3 protein-coding genes are annotated in these 3434 nt (G+C 31.4%); all 3 read right to left on the bottom strand.

All coding sequences use genetic code 11. The features are described from left to right. Positions 1 to 211: 211 nt before the first annotated feature. Entirely contained in the window at positions 212 to 787 is a 576-nt protein-coding gene (locus tag IL45_RS01340) for a hypothetical protein (RefSeq protein WP_036579352.1), read from the bottom strand. A gap of 224 nt (positions 788 to 1011) precedes the next feature. Then, the gene (locus tag IL45_RS01335) at positions 1012 to 2634 is read right to left on the bottom strand and encodes an RNA-directed DNA polymerase (protein ID WP_036579350.1); all 1623 of its coding nucleotides are present in this window, start codon (positions 2632 to 2634) and stop codon (positions 1012 to 1014) included. Between the two features lie 164 nt (positions 2635 to 2798). Then, on the bottom strand, positions 2799 to 3317 hold the full coding sequence (locus IL45_RS01330) for a DMP19 family protein (RefSeq protein WP_036579347.1): 519 nt from the start codon (positions 3315 to 3317) through the stop codon (positions 2799 to 2801). Positions 3318 to 3434 lie beyond the last annotated feature (117 nt).

Genomic DNA, 3434 nt, shown 5'->3' with positions numbered 1-3434 from the left:
ATAGTTTCTAATCCCAAGAGTGTAATTATAAATTACAAAAGCGAAAACCTACGGCCGCAGGCAATGGACTAGAACGGTTTTGTGTATGATTTCGTTGCGTGTTTAAGCACTAAAGTTAGCAAATAAATCACAGATAGAAAGTCCGCGAGGACTTTCGTAAGTAGGCTATAACTAGCAATGAATTATACACATTGTTGTACACTGGCTTTTTTTAGTCGGATTGATGAATCCAATATAATTTTCCATTCCGATACGATATAATTCCTCCGCCAGCTTCTTCTTTACCAATATAAATGCTCGGTCTTTCCAAGTTTACAATTGTGTCTTTATCAATATCTCCATCTTCGGTAAATAAAACCTCCCATACTTTCTTATCTTTTACTACACACCACAAATTAACCCAACCAACAGCATTTGGAAATCCATCATATTCTTCTTGTCCGCACCCAAAAGAAATCAGTTCCTGTCCTTTTTCTTTAATTAGAATTTTTGAACAATCATTGTTGTCAAAATATACACTTTCTAAAATTCCGTTTCCATTTAAGTCAATTTGGATAGTATCAGTCATTTTATATTCCAGATAATCTTTAAAATCAAATTTATTCGAATAGTCAGCTGTTTTGGTTTTTAAAGAGTCAGGATAAAACTTTCCAGTTGAAGTGTATATAAATTCTCCAACCATCAAAGAGTCCGTTTTCTCAACTTGTGATTTATTTTCAGTAATAGACTTTTTCTTGCAACTTGAAAAAGAAATAAAGATTAAAATCAAAAGAAAATAGTTTCTCATTTAGTTCGGTTTTCAGCTTGTGTACAACGGTCTTGTGTATCAAACGTAGCGTGTAAAAAGACGCTGACTTTTCGGATTAACACAGAGCCGAATTTTTATATTTTGTTTTTACTTTTTTATTTTAAAAGCCAAATTTAAAAATTTGGCGGTCTTTACAAATAAGCACAAACCTCTTGATTTAGCACTTACCAGCTATGTTTTATACACGTTGTTGCCCACAGTTTTTAATACGAACTTCCTCCGCCACCACCTCCAGAAACGATTGTTGTGGCTTCTTCAGTTTCAGGCTTTTTGGTAGTTTCACTTATTTGTTCTGTTGCTTTCTTTACAGTAAAGGTTTTTACTTTCGCATCTTCTCGATAAAAATATATTCCATTTGCTAATAGTATTTCGAAATACTTATTTTCATCAATAGGGTTATCGGCAGGTACTAACCAACCTTTTTTAATGGATTCGTATGTAAATAACCAATTTTCGTTCATTAAAGATTCTTCTGTCAATTCCGTTAAAAGTCCGTCTGTACTGACAGTTGAATTAATAAGACCTCTACTTTTTAAATCCATTGCAATTAACATTGACACGTAATCATTTGAAGCAAAAATGCGTTCTGCCATTTTATTCTTGAGTTTTATATTAAATTCCACGCACATCCAAAGTGCCCAAGAAACCTCATAATTATGACCTTTAGGTAAATGTATGTCAATTAGTTTTTCAATGATATTTTTGATTTTTCTTTTTGAAATTCGGCTAATATTTGAAGCTAAAATTTCAGTTACTACTGGTAAAGTTCTTGGTTCTGTTATTCCAATTTTTAAGATTAGCGATTCATAAGTGTCCCAGTTTTCGTCAAATAACTGTAAATATTTGAGGACTTGAATAGAGAAAAGCAATACAGAATCTTTCGGATTCTCACTTGAATGAATGAGTGAAAGGCTTACAAATCTTTCAATATCCGTTAATTGAGAGTTTGCTCTTTTTCTAAATGTAAATGAACCTAATTCTATAGACCACTTACTGTCAAAAGCAAATGGTGCTTTTGATATTTTCGTTTTTTCTTCATTTATATCGAGTTGATATTCTGTCAGAAGTGATTGGATAAATTTGAATGCTTTTTCTGCATCTGCATAACTATCACAATAGAGGTAATAGTCGTCTATGAATCTATAGGATTTTACATTTTTCAATTTTGATTGAATTTGCTCATCCATTAAGCAAGTAATTATTTCTGCAATTACTAATGAAGTATCTGGACCAATTGGAATTCCGACTGTTTGCCCTGAGTTAAGATTTCTTAAATCTTTATCTAAAGCATTTCCAAGCATTGTCATATCAGTTCGATGTGCTTTAGCAATTGGTTTTGTATGAACTAACCAAGGAATCGAATGTGTGTAAATAGTTCCGTAAAACCTTGAAACATCAGTTCTTACTTCATATAAATTCGCAAAAGATTCATTTGAACGTCTTCTTTTAAATTCACTAAAGCTGTGTTTGGAAATTAATGCTCTATTATTTTTCGGGTCTTTAATCGGTGAACTTGAAGAAATTGTTGATTTCTTAAATATATTATCAATTTCAGTCCATCTGTCAGCAATAGTTGAAGTTAATTTAGATTGGTGAAGTGGATTAGGAATATTTATAATTCGTCTTGACAATTGTACTTTTGGAATTGAAAAAACAACCCAATTAGAATCTGAATATTTTAATCGTTCACGTCTTGGAAAAGAACTTGACACAGAACTCCAACTTGTTTTAATTGTGTCTATTTTATCTGAAAAAGTCTTGCTTTCAAATGGTGGTGGTAGTTCTTTCGGGAAATATCCCAATTTTAGCAGTTCTTTTTCTGTCATTTACGATGTTTCTTTAAATTGTGGGCAACGTGTTTATATATGGTTTGTTGCGTGGTTTAAGCAACTAATTTAATAAATAATTACTGACAAAGAAAATCCGCGAGGATTTTCGTAAGTAAGCAAAAAACTAGCAATAAATTATATATGGTGTTGTAGGTAGGCTTTTATAATTCATTCCTATGTTTTTCAGCATATTTTCGATATAAATTTCTCATTGAACCATCTGGATAATTAGAAAATTCAGAATCTAATTCACTCATTATTTTTTCAGATTCTTCGTTTGAGCTTTCAAAAAACCAACTACCATTTTCAGGAAGTAATTCAACCGCTTTTTTTATTATTTCAGATGATTTAGTCGCTCCAATTTCATTCAACGATTTAATAACTTTTTCATTCTGTTCAGGAAACCATTCTTGTAAAAAAGTCAAAATACTATCTGCTTGACCTGCATTTTCCAAATTCATACATAAAAACAAATTCAGTTCAATTTCATTCAGAGAATTAGGTTTTTTTTCATTCCTTTTTTGAAGGATTTCAAATAAAGCAATTGAAAAGTCAGAATTGTCTTTTAAAGAAAATAAACTTTCAATGTCTTCATTTTCAACAATTTTATCTCGTATAACTAATTCGTTTTTTATTTCCTCTGTCATCCAAGAAAGTTCAGAATAAGGATCTTTTTTCATAGTTCGAATTTTATTGGTTTATTTCGGTTTTAGCTTACCTACAATGGCAAAGGTATAAGGCGAGTGAGGCGTTTTAGCCGGTACGCGTAGACCTTTTGTATGTTGGTTATTGGTTGT

Source organism: Nonlabens ulvanivorans (genome assembly GCF_000732625.1).
Lineage (GTDB): Bacteria > Bacteroidota > Bacteroidia > Flavobacteriales > Flavobacteriaceae > Nonlabens > Nonlabens ulvanivorans.
Note: the sequence above shows the minus strand (reverse complement) of the source record. Positions and strands in the feature narration are given on the sequence as shown.